The sequence below is a fragment of the uncultured Brachyspira sp. genome (assembly GCF_910588665.1).
In the GTDB taxonomy this organism is placed as follows: domain Bacteria; phylum Spirochaetota; class Brachyspiria; order Brachyspirales; family Brachyspiraceae; genus Brachyspira.
Genome location: NZ_CAJUPR010000001.1, coordinates 25,087 through 44,263 on the forward strand (window position 1 = coordinate 25,087; position 19,177 = coordinate 44,263).

General features: G+C 28.3%; 17 protein-coding genes. 14 read left to right on the forward strand and 3 right to left on the reverse strand.

Annotated elements, in window-relative coordinates; all coding sequences use genetic code 11:
* Nucleotides 1–91 precede the first annotated feature (91 nt).
* Entirely contained in the window at nucleotides 92–1,282 is a 1,191-nt protein-coding gene (locus QZ306_RS00205) for an iron-containing alcohol dehydrogenase (RefSeq protein ID WP_295159415.1), read from the reverse strand.
* 199 nt (nucleotides 1,283–1,481) lie between these two features.
* On the opposite strand from QZ306_RS00205, the gene QZ306_RS00210 reads away from it, so the two are divergent.
* The 13 genes from QZ306_RS00210 to QZ306_RS00270 all read left to right on the forward strand — a co-directional run bounded on the left by QZ306_RS00210 (nucleotide 1,482) and on the right by QZ306_RS00270 (nucleotide 15,257).
* A complete protein-coding gene (locus tag QZ306_RS00210) occupies nucleotides 1,482–2,705 on the forward strand; it encodes a hypothetical protein (protein WP_295159418.1) in 1,224 nt (407 codons plus the stop codon).
* A 17-nt stretch (nucleotides 2,706–2,722) separates the two neighbouring features.
* A complete protein-coding gene (locus tag QZ306_RS00215; RefSeq protein WP_295159421.1) occupies nucleotides 2,723–3,442 on the forward strand; it encodes a hypothetical protein in 720 nt (239 codons plus the stop codon).
* A 124-nt stretch (nucleotides 3,443–3,566) separates the two neighbouring features.
* Nucleotides 3,567–5,510, forward strand: a complete 1,944-nt coding sequence (locus QZ306_RS00220) for an ankyrin repeat domain-containing protein (RefSeq protein WP_295159424.1) — start codon at nucleotides 3,567–3,569, stop codon at nucleotides 5,508–5,510.
* A 158-nt stretch (nucleotides 5,511–5,668) separates the two neighbouring features.
* Complete coding sequence (gene hslV, locus QZ306_RS00225; RefSeq protein ID WP_295159427.1) at nucleotides 5,669–6,199, forward strand: ATP-dependent protease subunit HslV; 531 nt, start codon at nucleotides 5,669–5,671, stop codon at nucleotides 6,197–6,199.
* Nucleotides 6,200–6,201: 2 nt separating this feature from the next.
* Nucleotides 6,202–7,563 carry an ATP-dependent protease ATPase subunit HslU gene (gene hslU / locus QZ306_RS00230; RefSeq protein ID WP_295159430.1) on the forward strand — a complete coding sequence of 454 codons (1,362 nt, stop codon included), beginning with the start codon at nucleotides 6,202–6,204 and terminating at the stop codon, nucleotides 7,561–7,563.
* An 82-nt stretch (nucleotides 7,564–7,645) separates the two neighbouring features.
* On the forward strand, nucleotides 7,646–8,098 hold the full coding sequence (locus QZ306_RS00235; RefSeq protein WP_295159432.1) for a bacteriohemerythrin: 453 nt from the start codon (nucleotides 7,646–7,648) through the stop codon (nucleotides 8,096–8,098).
* Nucleotides 8,099–8,206: 108 nt separating this feature from the next.
* Entirely contained in the window at nucleotides 8,207–10,375 is a 2,169-nt protein-coding gene (gene lnt / locus QZ306_RS00240) for an apolipoprotein N-acyltransferase (protein WP_295159435.1), read from the forward strand.
* Nucleotides 10,376–10,390: 15 nt separating this feature from the next.
* Entirely contained in the window at nucleotides 10,391–11,566 is a 1,176-nt protein-coding gene (locus QZ306_RS00245) for a chemotaxis protein CheB (protein WP_295159438.1), read from the forward strand.
* On the forward strand, nucleotides 11,563–12,042 hold the full coding sequence (locus tag QZ306_RS00250) for a hypothetical protein (RefSeq protein WP_295159441.1): 480 nt from the start codon (nucleotides 11,563–11,565) through the stop codon (nucleotides 12,040–12,042). The genes QZ306_RS00245 and QZ306_RS00250 overlap by 4 nt, the downstream gene beginning before the upstream one ends.
* A gap of 22 nt (nucleotides 12,043–12,064) precedes the next feature.
* Nucleotides 12,065–12,478, forward strand: coding sequence for a hypothetical protein (locus tag QZ306_RS00255; protein ID WP_295159443.1), 414 nt, complete (start codon nucleotides 12,065–12,067; stop codon nucleotides 12,476–12,478).
* Between the two features lie 72 nt (nucleotides 12,479–12,550).
* Complete coding sequence (gene ispE, locus QZ306_RS00260) at nucleotides 12,551–13,405, forward strand: 4-(cytidine 5'-diphospho)-2-C-methyl-D-erythritol kinase (RefSeq protein ID WP_295159446.1); 855 nt, start codon at nucleotides 12,551–12,553, stop codon at nucleotides 13,403–13,405.
* A 49-nt stretch (nucleotides 13,406–13,454) separates the two neighbouring features.
* Nucleotides 13,455–14,435 (forward strand): hypothetical protein, encoded by a 981-nt coding sequence (locus QZ306_RS00265; protein ID WP_295159448.1) that lies wholly within the window; start codon nucleotides 13,455–13,457, stop codon nucleotides 14,433–14,435.
* Nucleotides 14,436–14,450: 15 nt separating this feature from the next.
* Complete coding sequence (locus tag QZ306_RS00270; RefSeq protein ID WP_295159450.1) at nucleotides 14,451–15,257, forward strand: hypothetical protein; 807 nt, start codon at nucleotides 14,451–14,453, stop codon at nucleotides 15,255–15,257.
* A gap of 41 nt (nucleotides 15,258–15,298) precedes the next feature.
* Here the strand turns inward: QZ306_RS00270 and QZ306_RS00275 are convergent, their stop codons facing one another.
* Entirely contained in the window at nucleotides 15,299–16,369 is a 1,071-nt protein-coding gene (locus QZ306_RS00275) for a mannose-1-phosphate guanylyltransferase (RefSeq protein ID WP_295159453.1), read from the reverse strand.
* A gap of 208 nt (nucleotides 16,370–16,577) precedes the next feature.
* Between QZ306_RS00275 and QZ306_RS00280 the strand changes: the two genes are divergently transcribed.
* Nucleotides 16,578–17,186 carry a response regulator gene (locus tag QZ306_RS00280; RefSeq protein WP_295159456.1) on the forward strand — a complete coding sequence of 203 codons (609 nt, stop codon included), beginning with the start codon at nucleotides 16,578–16,580 and terminating at the stop codon, nucleotides 17,184–17,186.
* Nucleotides 17,187–17,191: 5 nt separating this feature from the next.
* Here QZ306_RS00280 and priA read toward each other — a convergent pair whose 3' ends face one another.
* Nucleotides 17,192–19,177 (reverse strand): primosomal protein N', encoded by a 1,986-nt coding sequence (priA, locus tag QZ306_RS00285; protein WP_295159458.1) that lies wholly within the window; start codon nucleotides 19,175–19,177, stop codon nucleotides 17,192–17,194.

The window sequence follows — 19,177 nt, forward strand, 5'->3', positions numbered from 1 at the left end:
TATAAAAAATTATATTATACTGCCTATTTATAAATAGTTTTCACTGTAAATAAAACTCTGATATTATGCCGCAGCATTTTATTATAAATAATTAAATATTAGCCGTTTTAAAAATATTATAAACATCTTCTCTATTTAAAGCTCTGAAATGATTAAACTTAAGCTTTCCGTCTTTTATGCATCTTCTTGTTAGATCTTCAATTACTTCTTCGCTTTGAACTCCTATTCCCAATTCTGTAAAATTTGTAGGCATATTTATCTGCTTAAAATATTCTATAGTTTTTTCTATTCCTTTTAATCCCGTATCATCATCATTTATACCCCAGACATTTTTTGAATATTGAATAAATCTTTCTTTTTTGTCTTTTAAGCAGTATTTAGCCCAAGAGCCCCAAACAGCGGAAAGACTTGCTCCATGCGCACAATCGAATTTGGCGCTTAATTCATGACCGAATTTATGAGTAATAAAATCTGAAGATAGTCCTAATCCAGTCAAAGTATTATGAGATAAACTGCCTAACCACATAAGCTCGCTCATAGCATCATAATTAGTTTTATCTTTCATAGCTATTAAGCCGTTTTTTAAAATAGTTCTTAAAACTGCTTCCGCTATTGCATCGGTTGTCTGATTATTATCTCCGTTTACAGAACCTTCGCTGTCGCCGAAATATCTGTCAAGCGTATGCATAAGCATATCTGTTATACCGCATCCTATTTGATAATAAGGCAAAGTAAATGTAATGCATGGATTCATTATTGCAAATTTAGGGCGGTTAAACTCAATTGGAAGTCCTCTTTTATCTAAAGTTTCTTCATTTGTAAGAACTGCCGACATACTTGTTTCGCTTCCTGCTGCGGCTATTGTAAGTATGCATCCTATAGGAAGGCTTTTTTTTACTTCTTTTAATCCCATCCAAAAATCCCATATATCATCATTAGGATTTGCAGCTCCATGCGCTACAGCTTTTGCCGTGTCAATAACGCTTCCGCCTCCTATGCCCAATATAAAATCTGCTTTAAAATTTACTGCTTTTTTTATTCCTTCTCTGGCATAGGATAATGTCGGATTTGCTCTTACATTTCCGAATAATTCATATTCTATATTTTCATTTTTTATTATGTTTTCTATTTTTTTTAATAATCCGCTTTCTTTTATGCTTTTAGAACCGTATACTATAAATACTTTTTTACCTCCGAAATTTTTTATTTCTTTTGCAGTATTTTCTTCAGCATCTCTTCCGAATATTACTTTTGTAGGATTGTTATATATGAAACTCTGCATATTATTTTCCTTAAATAATAGTTATCAAAAATATTATATGCTTTTTTGTCTATAATACAACACTAAAAGAATATTATTATTAATGAATTATCAAAATGTATATCAAATTTAAAAAAAAAATTATATATTGTACTTGATTTTGTATTATACTATATTATATTATACTTAGGCTGCAAGTGTACTTTAAGGATATTTGATTATGAAGAAAAACAATGTTACTTATTTGTTTATCTATTTAATGATATTTTTAGTGTTATTTAATTTTTATGCATGTACAAAACAATCAGCCGTAAATCCTATAAATACTCCTAATAAAACTTTGGAAATAATATTTGTAGATGATAACGATAATATTTCTAAAAATAAAACTAATAATATACTAATGCAATTAGAAGATGATGATAGCGGGTTTTATATGTTTTCTACAAAAAAAGATGATAAAGATTATGTAGCATATTTAATTGATTCCAAAAATAATTCTTCAATATCAATGTATTATGAAAACGGCTCTTTATTTCCATATAAAATAATGCTGGTTCAAGGCAATGAATCTTTAGTTGGATATACTTCAAAGCATCGCAGAGATAGTGAGGACTTTGATATTATTTGGTATTCAGAATATGGATCAGACGAAACTGTAAAAAATATACCTTTAAAAAATTCTATATATGATCATAGTCCTAGTGTAGGAGTTGAGTCGGATACTGATTATCAAATAAAAACTATAAAAATTAGTCTTAGAATATCTGATGCTATTAATAAATATGTTGATAATAATGATACAATTAAACCTATGGCTAGATCATTGTTCAAATCTTTTTCTAATTTTTGGAAAAAAGTATTTGCTGCAATTGTAATAGTTGTTGCGGTAGTTATTGCTATTTTTGTACCTCCGCTAGCTCCTACTATGATAGAAGTTATAAGTAATGCTATGGAATATATAAAAGTTCTTGATATAAAAGCAGTGGAAGAAGATAAAGAGAAAGCAGCTTCAGGAGTAAAAAAATTATTTATATCAAAAAAAGTTGATGATATTTCTGAAGTTAATTTATATAAAAATAATGATGAAATACGCCTTGATAGATTAGGAGACAGCTTTTATATATTTTTTGATATTGTAGAAGCCGAGATTGATAAATTTAAAATTAAAGCTGAAATGGAAAATGAGCCTAATGGATATAACCTTATAGGTGCTTATTATAAAATAAGTAAAGATAATGATGGTAAATGTTATTCTGTTGATAAAGATAATGTTTTATTACCTGAAACAAAATTTAACAATAATCAAGACTTTTATATAAAAATAGAAAAAGCGTACAATGATGTTGGAAATAATAAAATATATATGGATATTGAGGTTGGTGCTAGTACTATGATAAATGGTAATGCAGCATCTTCATTTAGATTAATATTAAAACCTTAAATTAAAAAGGACAATTTATGAAAAATGTACTTTTAATGTTTCTTTTGGCATCAAACATTATATTCGCCTCTTCATTTGAATTTGATTTTTCCGTTTCTTCAGGAGCTACATTTGATTTTAGTTATCAAGATGGAAACTTTTTAAATGATTTAGATGGTTTTAGAATAGATTCAGGCCTTTCCTTAAGTATATTGTTGTCATTAGGAAGAAATGATAAAATTAATAATAATATTTTAACCAGTATAAGCAGTATGATTGAAACAGGATATAATTATTATATGAGGGAGAGAAGGAGATATAAAGATTATTATACCGATCAGGATTATTATATATATGATTATCATAGTATTATTTTAGGCTATTTGCTTAGATTAAATTTTCACAATAAAGTTTCTTTAGGTATAGGAGGCGGAATTTTTATTCCTTTATACAGCACAGCTAATAAGGAAGATTATTTCCTTGGTGTTTACGGCAAGACTACAAATTTTAGTAAAAAAGATATTGATTTTGTGTATAAGCTTCCTTTTATGCCTTATGTGAAATTAAATGTTGTAAGGTATTTTTATTTTTCAGACAGATGGTCTTTTAAGATAGGAGGAAATTTAATATATAATTTCGGTATGGAGCTTGATTTTGATAGATTGGGTGCTTATCCGTATAATGCTTATGATAAATATAATTTTTCTGCTTTCGCTGTAGAAATTTATGCTGGTATTTCTTTCGGAAGGTATAAATAATTGCTTTATATAAATAATTATTATTTCTGAATTTTAATTATTAATTTTTTATTGTACTTGATATTTATTTATTATCTAATATACTTAAATATATTATTTATTTCCTAAGACAGGAGTATGAAAGGTGAAGCATATTAATTTTTTAGTTTTATTTTTAACTTTGAGCTATTGTGTATTTGCATTAAATACTAATGAAGCTGATTTATTTAATGCTGTTAATGAAAAAAATTTTGATAATGTGTCCAATATATTAAATAATTCTATTGATATAGATATAAATGTATTGGATAGTGAAGGATATACACCTTTGCATAGAGCTGTTTATAATAGAGATTTAAATACCGTAAATACTCTTTTGAAAAATACAAATATAAATATTGATTCTAAATTAGATATGAAAGTAAGTATAGACGGCTGGTATTTAGGAGGTGCTAGCTCTTTAATATTGGCTTCATATATAGGCGATTTGGAAATAGCTGAAGTTTTGCTTAATAATAATGCGGATATAAAAGCTAAAGATAATGTTGACGGAAGTATGGCTGTACATATGGCTTCGGCTAACGGAAATAATGACATTGTAAAACTTCTCCTTTTAAAGGATCCTTCAGTTATAAATGATGTGGATAATAGAGGAAATACCCCTTTGCATTGGGCTGCTATGAAAGATAAGCCTGATACTATAAAATTATTAATGGAAAACGGGGCAGATATAGAAGCTAAAGACGAAGACGGGTGGACTCCTCTTCATTATGCCGCTGCTTTTTCATCTATTCAAACTGTACAGACTCTTGTAGATTTGAATGCCGATAAAGAGAGTATTACTAAAGACGGAAATATACCAGCATATTATGCAATACGAGATGATATTAAAAATTATCTTACAGGCAATAATAATATATCAAGAGAAATTTCAGACATAGATAATAATACCAAAGAAGAAATTACAGATAAAGATGTTCAAAATGAAATAGATACTGAATCGGTTTATGATAATTCTATACAGAAAAGAGGAGAATCATATAAGGAAAGCGGGGATTTAGATATAAAACAGCTTGAACTTTTAGTTGCCGTAAAAAATAATGATTTAATAGCATTAAATACTTTGATTAAAGAAGGAGTTAATCCTAACTTTGCAGATGAAAGCGGATATTATCCTCTTCATTTGGCTGTTATTAATAATAATTTGGATTCTGTAGAGATTTTGCTTTCATATAAAGATATAAATAAAGAGGCAAAGCTTCCTTATGATGCAGTTTTGGATAATTGGTATTTAGGAGGAGCTACTCCTTTGATAACTGCTTCCTATATAGGTAATTCCGATATAATTCATACTCTTATTAATGCAGGCTGCAATATAAGAGCGAGAGACGATATAGACGGCGCTATGCCTATACATGTTGCTTCTGCAAACGGCAATGATGATGCTGTTATATTATTATTAGAGAAAGATAATACATTAGTTAATGAAACGGATAATAACGGAAATGATACTCCTCTGCATTGGGCTGCTATGAAGAATAAGCCTTCTGCAGTTGATATTCTTTTAAAATATAATTCGGATGCTGAAATAAAAAACTCTGACGGAAATACTGCTTTGCATTATGCTTCAATGTATGCCGATTCTGGTATTGTAAGAAGTATAGCCTCTTATAATAAATCTATTGTTAATACGGCAAATAACGAAAATATGTATCCTATTCATTATGCTGCTTTGGAAGACAATGCCGATTCTTTAGCTGTTTTAGTTACAGAAGGAGGCGCCGATGTTAATATAAAGGATTCAAATAATAATACTGCTTTGCATTATGCATCAGCTTACGGAAATATGAATAGTGTTGCTGTTTTGGTTGAAAAATGCAATGCTGATAAAACTTTAAAAGATAAAGACGGATATACAGCTGCCGATTTAGCCTACAATAATGGTTATGAAAATATAGCTTCTTATCTGAGAGGCAATTCGCAGTATATTCCTAAAAATACCAATGAAAATATTGAAAATATATATGAACAAGAATTAATGCTTCCTGAATATAAAAGAAAGCCCGATTTGAATAAAAAATGGTGGTAATTAAATTAATATAGCAATTATAAATAGGCTTGATATTTTTAATAGATTTCAAGTCTATTTTTATTATTAAATATAAAAAATATAGTATTAAAATTTGCAATAGAAATAAATATATAATACAATAGATGCAATATATTAATTTAAGAGGAATGAAAAATATGTTTAAAGGCACTACTATATGTGCAGTATGCAGGAACGGAATTACGGCAATAGCGGGAGACGGACAGGTTACATTAGGCGAAACGGTTATGAAGCCTAATGCAGTAAAATTAAGAAAATTATACGGCGGAAAAGTTATATCTGGTTTTGCAGGATCCACTGCAGATGCTTTTACATTATTTGAAAAATTTGAGAAAAGACTTCATGAATTTTCAGGTGATTTAACAAGAGCCGCCGTTGAACTTGCCCGTGAATGGAGAACGGATAAAATGCTTAGAAATTTACAGGCTTTGATTATAGTTGCCAGCAAAGATAAAATGCTTTTACTTTCAGGTAATGGCGATGTTATAGAAAGCGAGAATAATATTCTGGCTATAGGAAGCGGAGGTCAGTATGCTAAAGCCGCCGCTATAGCTTTGAGTGAAAATACAGACCTTTCAGCACAAGAGATAGCAAGAAAATCTCTTGAAATAGCTTCTAAAATATGTATATACACTAACAGTAATATTTCTTTGGAGGTAATAGAGTAAATATGTTATTTGACGCAAAATTAGAAAGCGAACTTACACCTAGAAAAATAGTAGAAGCGCTTGATCAATATATAATAGGACAAACGGAAGCTAAACGCTCGGTTGCAATAGCTTTAAGAAATAGATATAGAAGAAGACATTTGCCAGAAGAATTAAAAGATGAAGTGGCTCCTAAAAATATTATACTTATAGGTCCTACAGGAGTTGGAAAGACCGAAATAGCCAGACGGCTTGCCAAATTAGTTAATGCTCCTTTCATTAAAGTTGAGGCTACTAAATATACGGAAGTCGGTTATGTGGGACGAGATGTTGAGAGTATGGTAAGAGATTTGGTAAATGTTGCCGTATTTGATTTAAAAACTTTTATGATGAAAGAAGTTGAAAAAGAGGCTACCGAAATAGCATTAGATAAATTAGCTAAGCTTCTTCTTCCTTCTATAAAAAAAGAAGATGATGAAAATATATCCGAAGAAGATATGGAAAAGAAAAAGTCAGCTAAAGAACAGATAAAAAAGCGTATAGCAAACGGCGATTTTGACGATAATTATGTTGAATTAAAAATATCTGGCGGCAATAATAGAATGTTTGGTATAATTCCGGGTATGGGCTTTGAAGAAAGCGATATGATTCAGTCTATGGTAGGAAGTATTATGCCTCAAAGTAAAAAAAATAAGCGTCTTAGAGTTAAGGAAGCAAAAAAGTATCTTATTAATGAGACTTCAGAATCTCTTATAGATATGGATAAAATTACTTCAGATGCTTTAAGTATTACTGAAAATATGGGTATAATATTTTTAGATGAAATAGATAAAATAGCCAGCGGAAGCAAAACAGACAGCTCTGATGTTGCACGTCATGGGGTTCAAAGGGATTTGCTTCCTATAGTAGAAGGTACTACAGTTAATACAAGATATGGTCCTGTAAAAACAGATCATATATTATTTATTGCTGCCGGAGCTTTTCATATAAATAAACCTTCGGATTTGATTCCTGAACTTCAGGGAAGATTTCCTATAAGAGTGGAATTAAAAGCCTTATCTAAGGAAGATTTTAAAGATATACTTATTAATCCTAAAAATGCCATAACTAAGCAATATCAGGAGCTTTTGAAGACGGAGGGAGTTGCCATAGAGTTTGATGATGCCGCTTTAGAGTCAATAGCGGATATGGCTTATGATATTAATTCTAATGTAGAGAATATAGGTGCCAGAAGACTTTATACTATTATGGAAAAAGTTTTTGAAGAAATTTCTTTCAGTGCAGATGAACATAAAGGTGAATTTATAAAAATAAATGCCGATAATATTAAAGATGCTATGAAAGATATAGAAGATAATAGAGATATAAGTAGATATATATTATAATACTGTTTTTTTATACAAAATAGATTTTTTATTATTTTTTTATAAAATAGTAAGATATAATAAAATAAAAAAGGAGTGAATGATGGATAATAACGAACAAGAAGAGGCTGCCGTATTTATAAAATGGGTGCCTTTATATGAAACCAGACATAAACTTATAGACAGCCAGCATAAAGAATTAGTTAATATTGTTAATGAACTTTATTTGGCGACAACCAATAACGGAGACAATACTAATGAAGCATTTATCAAAGCTATTAAAAAATGCATAGACTATACTCAGTATCACTTTAAAACAGAAGAAAAAATAATGGATTTGATTAATTATTCAGATGCTAAGAATCATAAAGCTATGCATAAAAGTTTTTATTTGGAAATAGTGGATCAAATTAGAAAATATGAAGAAGGTCAGCCTTTTGTAGCTAATAAGTTTATTAAGTTTTTAAAAGATTGGCTTTTAGAGCATATAGGCTTCCAAGATAAAAAATTTGTAAATGAGATAAAAGAAGCTTTGAAGAAAAAAGAAGGTAATTGATAAAGTACTGCTTATGAATATAGTTTTGTAAATATCAGATATTTATATTTTGTTATTGCCCCTTTTGAGTAATATTGCAGTGAATAAAAAGTGGAAGGGATTTATTAAGTGTCGAAAAGTAATTCATATATAGTTGGCGTAATTATATTAAGTATCATAAGTGCCGTTCTTTTATCTTTGGCTTTTCCTCCTTTAAATTTATTTCCAATATCTTTTATTGCTTTATTGCCGCTTAATATAATAATATATAAAGCAGATAAACTTAGATATTATGCGGCGGCATCGTCTGTATTTGTACTTTTATTTTTCGGCTATCTTTTAATGTGGATAACTTCTTTTATGCTTAAGGAAACAGGGGCTGTCATTTCTTTTTTAACATTATTTACCATATTGTTTTTAATGATATTTTTGTTTTATTTTCCTGCAATGCTCTTAAGCGGTTTCCTTTCTAAAAAAATTCCTAGTTTCAGATTTATAATTGTACCGATTGTATTTACATTTATGGAATATATGCGTAATATAGGATATCTTGCTTTTCCTTGGGGAATTATCGGATATTCTCAATGGAATTTTTCTTTATTTATACAGTCTGCTGATATATTCGGTGTATTAGGAATTAGTTTTTTTATTTATTTTAGTAATTCCGTTATTGCTCATTATCTGCTTTTATATGCCGAGAAAGACAAAAAATATAAAATATCATATATTCCTGCATTAGTTTTTATATCATCATTTTTATTGATTATTATATACGGAGCTATTAAAATAAATATTGAGGAATCAAGAAGAGTTTTTCAGCCTAAAACATCTATAGCTCTTATACAGCAGGCTTTTGATCCTAATATTCCATGGAACAGTATATATACGGGTGAGCCTTTAATAAAATCACATAAGGGTATACAAGGTGTTGCGGAAAAATTTCTTCTAAGATCCGATAAATTTAAAAATGAAGAGAAACCTGACGGATCTACTCAAAACGGCACCATTTGTATGCAGAGAATAGCCAAGCTTGTAGAAGATGCATCTTTATATGAACCTTCTTTAATAATATATCCTGAATCTGCTATTGCTGACGGATATGGTTTTTATATTAATGAATACAAAAAATTTTTTGATTATAATACATATCCGAGTTCTGCATATTCTGGAATACATAATATATATATTATTTATGATATGATTAAATATACTCAAACCTATCATTTACTTGGAACTACAATTATAAAAGAAAATACAAATAGAGACGCCTATAATAAATTTACATATTATAATGGTATAGAGTTCGTTAATAATATGGGTAATGTGATAGATGAATATTCTAAAATAAAGCTTGTACCCGGGGGAGAATCATATCCTTTTCAGGATAATGAATTTTTGCTTAATACATTTCCTTTTAAAAATATAATTAATTTTATGTATAATCAGTTTGATAAAGCAGGGGCTAATAGATGGAGCAGAGGAAAAAAAATTACGGTATTCAATCATCCGAATGGTTATAATTTTTCCAGTGTAATATGCTTTGAAAGTGCATTCGGAGATTTTGTAAGAAAATTTGCCTATGATGGAGCTCAGACTTTGGCAGTTATTACCGAAGATTCTTGGTCTTACAGCGACGAATCATTAGTTCAGCATTTTAATATGTCAATATTCAGAGCTGTAGAAAATAGAAGAGATATTGTGCATAATGGAAATTCAGGAGTAACAGGGCATATATCAAGTACAGGTAAAATTATTTCAGCTCTTCCTTTTTGGAAGCCAAGTTATATGATTGCTAATGTTGCCCTTAATGACAGAATTACAATATATACAAGATTTGGAGAGTGGTTTGTATACCTTTGCATTATAGGGATTTTACTCTTTATATTTATTTCTGCCGCAAAAAGCTTAATTGAATTAAAGGAAAACATAAAAAAACATTTCTTTGCCGCCGCAAAAAATGATGCCGTACTGCCTTCGTATAAAAGAGTTGATGAATATATTAATGATGATAATAATTATAATTTGCCTAGCTTGGATGATATAGAATATTCTGTTAATAAAAAAAGGAAAGATAATAATGAAATTAAAGATAATGTATTAAAAAATACTGATAGATTTTCGGATTATACTAAAGATAGGCAGGAGATAAAAAACGGCTCTGAAAATTATAATATATTTGATGATAATCGTTTTGCATCGGACATATCTTCTGTTTTAACTAAGATAATAGAAGAAAATGAGGAAAGTATCGGCAGTAAAGATATTAAGAAAAATAAAAGTAATTTGAAAAAAAGATAATTAAAGGTTTTGTATATGTTGGGATCTATTAGAGTGCTTATAGCTGAAGATTCTAAAATGGTCAGTGTACTATTAAATGATGTGCTTTCTAATCATTATAAAATAGAAGTTGTATGTGCAGTAAATAACGGCATAGACGCTTATAAATCTATAGTATCATTAAAACCTGATTTTGTAGTAATGAATATAGATTTGCCTTTAATGGGAGGCATAGAGCTTCTAAGACTTCTGAAAAAAGAAAAAATAAAATCTAACATTTTAATTATGAGTTCTTTAGCTAAGGATAAAGATTTATCTTCAAGAGCTTTATATTTAGGGGCCTCTTATATGATATATAAGCCTAGAAACATGTCTGCGGATTTTATTAAAGAAAATATAGTTCCTAAGATAATTGAATGTGCAAAAAATAATGAAAGCGGCAAAATATCGGATTTAGATTATAATATAGGTATTTCAAATGTCAGCAATAATTCTAAAGATACATTAATAGAAGAAGATAAAAAAAATTATATGGATAAATTTGACGACAATATAAAAATTATTCCTTATGATCAAAAAGAAGTGGCATTGGCTTTAAGCAAATCTTTAAGAGCCGATTTTAAAGTTCCTGTTATAGTTGCTATAGGTATATCTACAGGAGGCCCCAGAGCTCTTAGAATAATGCTTCCTAGTATTCCTAAAGATTTTCCTCTTCCTATACTTATATCTCAGCATATACCCAAAGAATTTTCATCTTCTCTTATTTCCAGTCTGCAGGATATATGCAAAATTAAAATAAAAGAAGCTCTTGTAGATGAAGAAATACTTCCATCTATTGTATATATATCGCCAGGAGATAAAAATATGGGCGTATATATGGATAGTGCGGGAAGGCTTAGAATAAAATTCTATCCTGATATTAATAAGGAGTTTATATATACGCCTTGCATAGATTATTTATTTAATACAATTTTTAATGTGCTGAAAGATAAGGCTATTCTAATTATAATGACAGGTATGGGAAATGACGGCACTGACAGTATGATTAAACTTCATAATGCTAATAATTTAACTATAGCTCAGAATAAAGCAACTTCCACAGTTTTCGGCATGCCTAGAAATGTTATAGAAAATAAGGCTGCATATTTAGTATTATCGCTTTATGATATTGCAGAATTTTTAGTACAATACCTGAGGGGTAAATTGCAGTGAAAAATATTTTTATTATAATATTATTTATTTTTGCATCTTCATGTAAAAAGGAATATAGTACCGAATACAGTCTTTATGAATATGAAAGCTATATATCTTCTTTAATATCAAATAAGGATACTTTGGAGTTTACTTCAAATTTTATTCAAAATTTAGACGGCAATATAATAAACACTTTAAATGAGATGAGTTTAATATATGAGCTTACGCCTATTAATATTATAGAGTCAGTAAAAAATAGGGGAGCTTTATATCAGAGAATATTTTCAGATAATGACGATTCGCTTTGCAATTATCTGCCTAAAGACGGCGGATATTATGATGTTAATATTACTTATAAAAAATATAAAGATGTTATAATTGCTCAAATTGAATATCCTTCTTTTAATAAAATTTCTGAAAATTCCATAGAGCTTGTTGCCTTGTATTCAAATAATAAATGGAATTTGATTACCATTAATTTTTTAAATATTTAATTTTGAAAATAGGATTTTTTTAATGAAAAAATTTTTTATTATATTTATTTTTGTATTATCGGTTTTTGTATCTTGTTTGGAAGATTTAGACAGTATTAGGAAAAAAAAATTATTTGAATTCTATGATAATATTAAGTCTGAAATATTAAATGATAATATAAATTGGATAGAGAAAAACTCTGATATTGAAAATATTGAGGATATGAAAGATATATTAATAAATAATAATGATTCTTTAAAAAAATTCATATTATCTTCAAATGGAGAATATTCTGTAACTGTAAATTATACAATAGGAGACAGCAGCAATTCCTACAGCGGATATTATATTATTAGAAATACGGAGTTTTATCCTGTATACTACTATATAAGGCTTGTTTATAAGTCTAATAGATGGGTAATAGAATCTGTAAATAAACTTCCTTTAGAAAAATAAAATAGCTTTATAAATATATTCAAGAAATAATAAATATACTTCAGCAAATATAATTATTTTTAAGGAAAATATATGCCTGTAATAAAAGCCCCATGCAAAATAAATCTTTCTCTTGATATAACTTCAAAAAGAGAAGACGGCTATCATTTAATAGAGTCTTTATTTCATACTGTAAATTTATATGATATTATAAGTATAGAAAAATCTTATAAATATAATATATCAACTTCTGGAAAGTTTGCATTGCAGGATAAAACGGAAGATAATACGGCAACAAAAGTATTTAATTATTTTAAAAGCAATATGAATCTTAAAGATAATTATAATATTCATATAGAGAAAAATATCCCAACAGGTGCAGGACTTGGCGGAGGATCTTCCGATGCTGCATCTATTATTAAATTTTTTTTAGGAGAACTTAATATAGAAATTACTGACGGTTTAATAGAATCTTTTTCAAAGTTTGGGGCAGATATACCTTTTTTTATAAGGGGAGGCTGTGCTTGGGTTTGCGGAATAGGAGAAAAAATAATAAATTATGACTTTACACTGCCTTATAATATTATTTTAATATATCCTAATATTCATATACCCACAAAATTAGCTTATTCAAGATTTGTAAAAGAAGACTTTTCTAAATCGGATATTTTTTCTATAAAAAAAATGCTTGACAGTAAAGATATTGATTTTAATAATATAGTATTTAATACTTATAATATATTTGAAAAAAATGTTTTTAATTTAGAAAAAAAAATAGAGGAAATAAAAATACAAACTGAAAATATAATAAAAAGAAAAGTTTCTATGAGCGGTTCTGGTTCTTCTCTTTTTTCTTTATATGAAAAAGATGATGAAAGACTGGATATAGATTTCAGAAAATTAAAATCAGAAACTGATATGAGTATTTATAAATTAAGTTTGATTTAATGCTTTATTATGATATAATCATATATTATAAAAGAGAATTGCAGTAAAAATGATTAAAAGAACATTTGCTTTATTATTGATATATGCTTTCCTATTTCATTCAAAGCATTTATTTTCGGTATCTTCAAAGCATTCTTTATCTGTTTTGGAAACAAGCAGTACAAGGTCAAGAGGAATGATGAACTCGGGTTTTTTAACAGGAAACGATTCATCTGCCGTATTTTTGAACTCATCATCTCTTATGAATGTTTTAAGAGACAGTATTAATTTAAATTATACCTTATCTTCAAATCCTGAAAATGAGTATATATTTAATGCTTCCTATGCGCATATAGGAGCCTCTTATGCTGTAGGAATTGGCTTTGCATCCGAGATTAATAAAATATATTCTTATGATAATTTTGGAATTAAAAAAAATAATATATATAATGGGCTTTATTTAATAAATCTGTCTGCCGCCTATGCTGTCAGCGAAGGCTCTTTTATAGGGGCTAATATAAAAAGCATTATTAATAACAGCAGAAGAGATAATAATTTTGGAATGTTTTTTGATTTATCATATATGCAGTCTGTTTTTACTCCTAATTTTAAATTAGGAATGGTTATTAGAAATTTTGGATTTTATGATAATGTATTTGCAAAGGTAGATACCGAGATAACGGCTTCTTTAGCATATATAAAAAGCGATAATAGTTTTTCAATATCTGCTCAATATACAATATCCGTTCCTTCAGTAAGTCATAATGCATCATTGGGACTTGAGGCTATGATTGTAGATTTTAATAAATTGGGATTATTTGAAGAGAAAACGGCTTGGTATGACGATTTACCTGAAGAAGTATTGGATAAAAAAAGATTTTCATCTAAATTGCCGAGCGGTATTTTAGCAAGAGTCGGAGTGGGAAATAAAGGCGTTTCTTTGGGCTTATCTGTTTATGTGAAATTGTTCAGACTTGATTATGCTGTTATTTTTGATAATTTCAGCAAGGATAATATTTCGCATGATATAGGCATGAGTTTTATTTTTTAATTTAAGTATTTAATTATGGCTATTTGTAAAAGAATTATATCTAATACTGGAAACTGCAGCAGGGAAGAGTATAAAGACGGTTTATGTATTATTCATCATAACAGTAATGATAAACCTGAAGGACTTTTCAGAAGAATTATAAGAGATGATATTTATAGAGGTTTTTATAACTTTTCTTATATGATAAGCTATGACGGATTTAATTTTGAAGGGTTAAAAATAGAAAAAAATTCCGATTTGCTTTTTAGAAATTCATCTTTTTACGGTCCTTTTATTATAAGAAATTTTGATTTAAATGCCTCCTTAGATTTTACAGATTCTGATTTTGACAGCGGTATTATAATTAATATGTCTAATGTGCATAAAAAAATTATAATGAAAAACTCTAAAATTAATATAGATTTTAATATGTCTTTATCAAATATTTATTCTCTTGATATTGATAATATAAATACAGAGTGTAATTTCAGTATATCCAATTGCAATATAATAGATAATCTTAAATTTAATCATATTCGCTTAAAAAATAATCTGAGTTTTCTTAATTCAAGTTTTCAGGGAGATGCATACTTTGAAAATATTATTATAGAAGGCGATGCAGATTTCAGAAATATAAAGTTTTATAAATCGTTAAAATTTGAGAATGTTGAAATAAGAGGCATCACAATACCTAAAGAACTTATGCAAAATAAAAATATAGAGTTTATAAATACGGCTATAAACGGAGTTTTTATAAAAGATAATCAAAAAGAAAAAAAAGACAAAGAAAAGAAAGAAAAAACACTGAAAAAAATAAAAGAAGCTAAAAATAAAAAAATATAGCCTGAATATGATGAAAATAAATAATAATATTTTAATTTAAGTTAAAGTAAATTTCTATTATCTTTCAATTCATCTTTTTCTCTTATATCTTTTAATATTTCTTTAATTTTAGAGTCTTCATTATTAGGATAAATTAAAAGCACATTGTCGGATTTTACTATTGTAAGATTATGAATTCCATCTGCCGCTATAAATGTTTTCTTATCATCATTTATTATAATATTGCCGTTTGATTCTTTTGCATACACATTTCCTACTATTACATTTTTATTGCTATCTTTATTATGTATTCTTCCAAGCGCAGAAAATGCTCCTAAATCGTCCCAAAAGAAATGAGATTTTATGCATATAATATTTGTTAATTTTTCCATTATGCCGAAGTCAAAAGAGATTTTATCTATAGTATTGAATATTTTCAGCTTTTCATCATCATTTTTATTTTTTAAAGTTTCTATTATTTTATTATATGTGTCAGGGATTAATGTTTTTATCGATTTAATTATATTATCTATAGACCATATAAACATGCCGCTGTTCCATAAATAATTTCCGTCTTCTAAGAATCTGCATGCATTTTCATAATTAGGTTTTTCTATAAATTTATCAACATTATAAACATCATAAGCAATATTATCTTTTATTTTAATATATCCGTATCCTGTTTCCGCTCTGTCAGGATTAACACCTATTATAACGATATTATTAGTATTTCGGCTTATATCAATTGCATTTTCTATAGCTTTTATATATAAATCTTCTTTTCTTATAATAGGATCTGCAGGAAGTATTGTAATAATGGCATTTCCTATTTTTTCTTCTATTAAGATCATTGCTAAACCTATTGCAGCAGCCGTGTCTCTACCCGCAGGTTCATATATTATATTTTCTTTTTTAAATGACGGTATATATTTGCTGAATGCCTCCTTATATCTTTTTCCTGTAACTATAAATATGCTGTCTTCGTCTGTAATTCTTAATGCTCTGTCTATTGTCTGTTCTATTAAAGTTTTATTTTCTACAATGGTTAAAAATTGTTTAGGTTTGTTTTCTCTGCTTAAGGGCCATAGTCTTTCGCCTATTCCTCCGGCAATTATAAGTACAGCTTTTTTCATTATATATACCTTTTAATGATATTTATTTTTTAATTATATCTAAAAATTAATTAAAAAACAATAATATTTTTATGCATAAAATATAATTCTTAAACTGCGTTAATAAATGAAATGCTTATTAACATAAAAGATAATTTTTATATTTTTATTTGACAAAAACTATATTATATATTAATCTTGTACGGGTTATTTTACTTTGAGAGGTTATATGAATAATATTGAAGAGTTAATATACGATGATGATGATATGCTGTCTCCTATTGATGCTGCTGAGATTGTGGGGGTTTCAAGAACCACTGTTAACTATTGGATTAGACATTACGGATTAAAAGCTGATGTTACGCCCGGAAAAAGATATAAAATACGCTATGCTGACTTAAAAGCATTTTTGGCTTTTAATAAAAAAGAAAAAAGAATAAAATTAAAAAGAAAACAATCTAAATATAAGATTGCAATAATGGAGCCTATGGATATTACAAGAAAAAATTATCTTGAATGGCTTAAAGATGATTATGATGCTGTCTGCATTGCAAATTTACTTAATCCTCTAAAGGAGCTTAAAAAATTCTCTCCCGATGTTATTTTAATGGATATTAATTTAGCTGACGGTAAAGATTATTTTTATTTATTAGATGAAATAAAGAATGAGATATCTTTAAGAACTGCATTAATAATTATCATTACAAAAAAATATAATGAAGACGATGTTGTAAACGGACTTGAGAAAGGCGCCTGCGATTATGTGAAGAAACCTGTGGGACAAAATGAGCTTAAAGCAAGAATAAAAAATGTAATTAGATTTTATGTAGATATTTGAGTATATTAAAGCATATTTATAGGATCTATGTCTATTTCTATGTAATTTCCGTTTTGAGCTTTAAAAGTATTTTTTAATTTATAAAAGAAGTCTTTTAATAAAGAATGAGACGGTGTTTTTATAAGAATATTCCATCTGTAATATTTATTTAATTTACTTATAGCGCATGCCGAAGCTCCTAATATTATAATTTTATCTGAATATTTATAAGTTTCCATTCTAAGCATATCTGCTATAATATTCGCATCGCTTTCTGATTTTTTTTCATCTATTCCCCTTATGACAAGTCTTACTAGTCTTGAAAAAGGAGGATAATTTAAAGGAGCTTTTCTATTTTCTATTTCTCTATTATAAAATGATATATAATCATGATTTTTAGCACATTCTATGGTGTAATTATCAGGAGTATAGGTTTGAATATATACGATTCCTTTTTTTTCTCCTCTTCCGCTTCTTCCTGCAACCTGAGTTATTAAATTAAAAGTTCTCTCAGCACTTCTGAAGTCTGGTATATGAAGAGACATATCGGCAAGCAGTACACCCACTAAAGTTACATTAGGAAAGTCAAGTCCTTTAGCTATCATTTGAGTGCCTATCAATATATTTATTTCTCCTTCAGAGAATCTTTTAAATATTTTTTCATAATTTTTAGTTCCTCCTACGGTATTCTGATCCATTCTTTCTATTACCGCATTTGGAAAGAGTATATTTAAATTTTCTTCAACTTTTTCCGTTCCGCCTCCTATCCGTTCAAAATGACCTATCCTGCATTCGCTGCAGAGATCTTCTAAAAACTGAGTATATCCGCAGTAATGACACATAACAACATTCTTCTTCTTATGATATGTCAAAGAAACGGAACAATTAGGGCATTCCAATACTTTCTGACAATGCGAGCAGCTTACAATAGGGGCATATCCTTTTCGATTTAAAAATAATATTATCTGTTCTTTTTTTTCCAGTTTTTTATTTATTTCTTCAACTAGTTTTTGAGTGATCATAGGAAAAACTTCTGCTCTTTTTTCTTTTTTTAAATCTAATATTTTTACTTCGGGCATATTAACAGAAGCGGCTCTTTTATTTAAGCTTACAAGATCTATTTTTCCGCTAAGCGCATAATAAAAACTTTCTACAGAAGGTGTGGCGCTTCCTAAAATAAGTGTGGCATTTTCATGATTTTTTCTGTAAAATGCAACCTGTCTGGCATGATATCTTGGAGTATCGCCCGCTTTATAGCTGGTTTCATGTTCTTCATCTATAACTATTATTCCTAAATTTGAGGCAGGTGAGAATATGGCGCTTCTCGCTCCGATTACAATCTTTATCTCATCTTTTTTTATCATCTGCCAGTATTTGTATTTAGATGCAGGAGATAATTTGCTGTGAAGAACAGCTATTTTTCCTTCAAATCTTTCTGCAAATTTTTTTATAGTCTGAGGAGTCAGAGAAATTTCAGGAAGTATAACTATAGCCTGCTTACCCATATCAACTGCTTTTTTAATTGCCTGAATATATACTTCGGTTTTTCCGCTTCCTGTAACGCCATGCAGCAGAAAAGTTTTTGATAAATTAGATTCTATGCTTTTATTTATTTCTTTCAGTACATTTTGCTGTTCATCATTAAGTTTCAGATATGGTTTTTGCTTTGCGGCAATGAGCTTTGCTTTTTTTTCTTTTTTAGCAGGAGTTCCTACTGGAAGAGCTGCAAATAGAGCTTCTCCGAAAGATGAATGATAATAATTACTCATCCATTTAGCTAAATTAAATTCTTTATCCGAACATATAGGTTCAAGATCAATTCTAGCCTTGATAGGATATATTTTATAGTTACCCTCAGCTGTTTCTGTTTCTTCTATGACAATGCCTTTATTGTTTTTTCCTTTAATAGGAGCAATAACCCTACATCCTATCAAGCTATCATTAATCTCATCTGGTTTTTTGTATGTAAGTATTTTGTCTATAGGCAGATTAAAAATAACTTTAACATACAT

What these genes read in the sequence shown, in the direction of transcription:
- hslU (WP_295159430.1), top strand. Translation starts at nt 6,202, where the DNA reads ATGTTATTTGACGCAAAATTAGAAAGCGAACTTACACCTAGAAAAATA.
- QZ306_RS00205 (WP_295159415.1), bottom strand. Translation starts at nt 1,282, where the DNA reads ATGCAGAGTTTCATATATAACAATCCTACAAAAGTAATATTCGGAAGA.
- QZ306_RS00265 (WP_295159448.1), top strand. Translation starts at nt 13,455, where the DNA reads ATGATTAAAAGAACATTTGCTTTATTATTGATATATGCTTTCCTATTT.
- QZ306_RS00275 (WP_295159453.1), bottom strand. Translation starts at nt 16,369, where the DNA reads ATGAAAAAAGCTGTACTTATAATTGCCGGAGGAATAGGCGAAAGACTA.
- QZ306_RS00235 (WP_295159432.1), top strand. Translation starts at nt 7,646, where the DNA reads ATGGATAATAACGAACAAGAAGAGGCTGCCGTATTTATAAAATGGGTG.
- priA (WP_295159458.1), bottom strand. Translation starts at nt 19,177, where the DNA reads ATGTATGTTAAAGTTATTTTTAATCTGCCTATAGACAAAATACTTACA.
- ispE (WP_295159446.1), top strand. Translation starts at nt 12,551, where the DNA reads ATGCCTGTAATAAAAGCCCCATGCAAAATAAATCTTTCTCTTGATATA.
- QZ306_RS00255 (WP_295159443.1), top strand. Translation starts at nt 12,065, where the DNA reads ATGAAAAAATTTTTTATTATATTTATTTTTGTATTATCGGTTTTTGTA.
- QZ306_RS00270 (WP_295159450.1), top strand. Translation starts at nt 14,451, where the DNA reads ATGGCTATTTGTAAAAGAATTATATCTAATACTGGAAACTGCAGCAGG.
- QZ306_RS00280 (WP_295159456.1), top strand. Translation starts at nt 16,578, where the DNA reads ATGAATAATATTGAAGAGTTAATATACGATGATGATGATATGCTGTCT.
- QZ306_RS00210 (WP_295159418.1), top strand. Translation starts at nt 1,482, where the DNA reads ATGAAGAAAAACAATGTTACTTATTTGTTTATCTATTTAATGATATTT.
- QZ306_RS00215 (WP_295159421.1), top strand. Translation starts at nt 2,723, where the DNA reads ATGAAAAATGTACTTTTAATGTTTCTTTTGGCATCAAACATTATATTC.
- hslV (WP_295159427.1), top strand. Translation starts at nt 5,669, where the DNA reads ATGTTTAAAGGCACTACTATATGTGCAGTATGCAGGAACGGAATTACG.
- QZ306_RS00245 (WP_295159438.1), top strand. Translation starts at nt 10,391, where the DNA reads ATGTTGGGATCTATTAGAGTGCTTATAGCTGAAGATTCTAAAATGGTC.